The following is an 857-nucleotide window of genomic DNA, read 5'->3' as shown; positions in this document are numbered from 1 at the left end:
GGGTACCTGCTCCGGAGAGATCCTCCCGTAGGTCACCCTACTCTTTCCCGCCTGCTCGATGTCCACTAGAGGTTCGTAGGCGCAGAGCCCCACACAGCCCACGGCGTTTACGTGAACCGCTATGCCCCGCCGGTCCAACTCCTCCAGAATGGCTCGCATCACCTCCCGGGCTCCAGGGGAGACTAAATATGTGATCTGCAACGCGGATGAGGGCGATCCAGGGGCCTTCATGGACAGGAGTATTTGTGAGGGAGATCCCCACAGCGTCATTGAGGGAATGGCGATAGGAGCGTACGCCATCGGTGCCCGGGATGGCTTTATCTACTGCCGTGCCGAGTATCCGGTAGCTCTTGAGCGTCTGGAGGTGGCCATCCAGCAGGCCCGGGAGTATGGGCTTCTGGGGGAGAATATTGTGGGGAGCGATTTTTGCTTCGACCTTCAGATTAAGGAGGGGGCGGGAGCCTTTGTCTGTGGAGAGGAGACCGCTCTCATTGCCTCCATCGAGGGCCGAAGAGGAGAGCCCAGGCCGCGGCCACCCTTCCCGGCCCAGTCCGGCCTGTGGGGTCGACCCACCAATATTAACAACGTAGAAAGCTGGGCCAATGTGCCCCCCATTATTCTCCGTGGAGCAGAGTGGTTTTCGAGTATAGGTACGGTGAGGAGTAAGGGGACCAAGGTCTTTGCTCTTACCGGCCAGGTGAATAACATCGGCCTGGTGGAGGTCCCTATGGGCATCACTGTGGGGGAGATTGTCTTCGATGTGGGAGGGGGCATCGCCAACGGCAAGCGCTTTAAGGCAGTACAGACCGGAGGGCCTCTGGGAGGCTGTCTCCCTGTTGCCTATCTGAATACACCTA

2 pseudogenes are annotated in these 857 nt (G+C 59.3%); one reads left to right on the top strand and one right to left on the bottom strand.

Annotated elements, in window-relative coordinates:
* Window positions 1–201: pseudogene (locus tag HW443_RS12080) on the bottom strand ((2Fe-2S) ferredoxin domain-containing protein); the annotation flags it as partial.
* Between HW443_RS12080 and HW443_RS12075 the strand changes: the two are divergent.
* A pseudogene (locus tag HW443_RS12075) lies at window positions 167–857 on the top strand (NADH-quinone oxidoreductase subunit F); the annotation flags it as partial. The pseudogenes HW443_RS12080 and HW443_RS12075 overlap by 35 nt on opposite strands.

Source organism: Candidatus Hakubella thermalkaliphila (genome assembly GCF_013281975.1).
In the GTDB taxonomy this organism is placed as follows: domain Bacteria; phylum Actinomycetota; class Humimicrobiia; order Hakubellales; family Hakubellaceae; genus Hakubella; species Hakubella thermalkaliphila.
The sequence above is the reverse complement of the archived record's forward strand: the minus strand, read 5'-3'. Positions and strand labels throughout refer to the sequence as shown.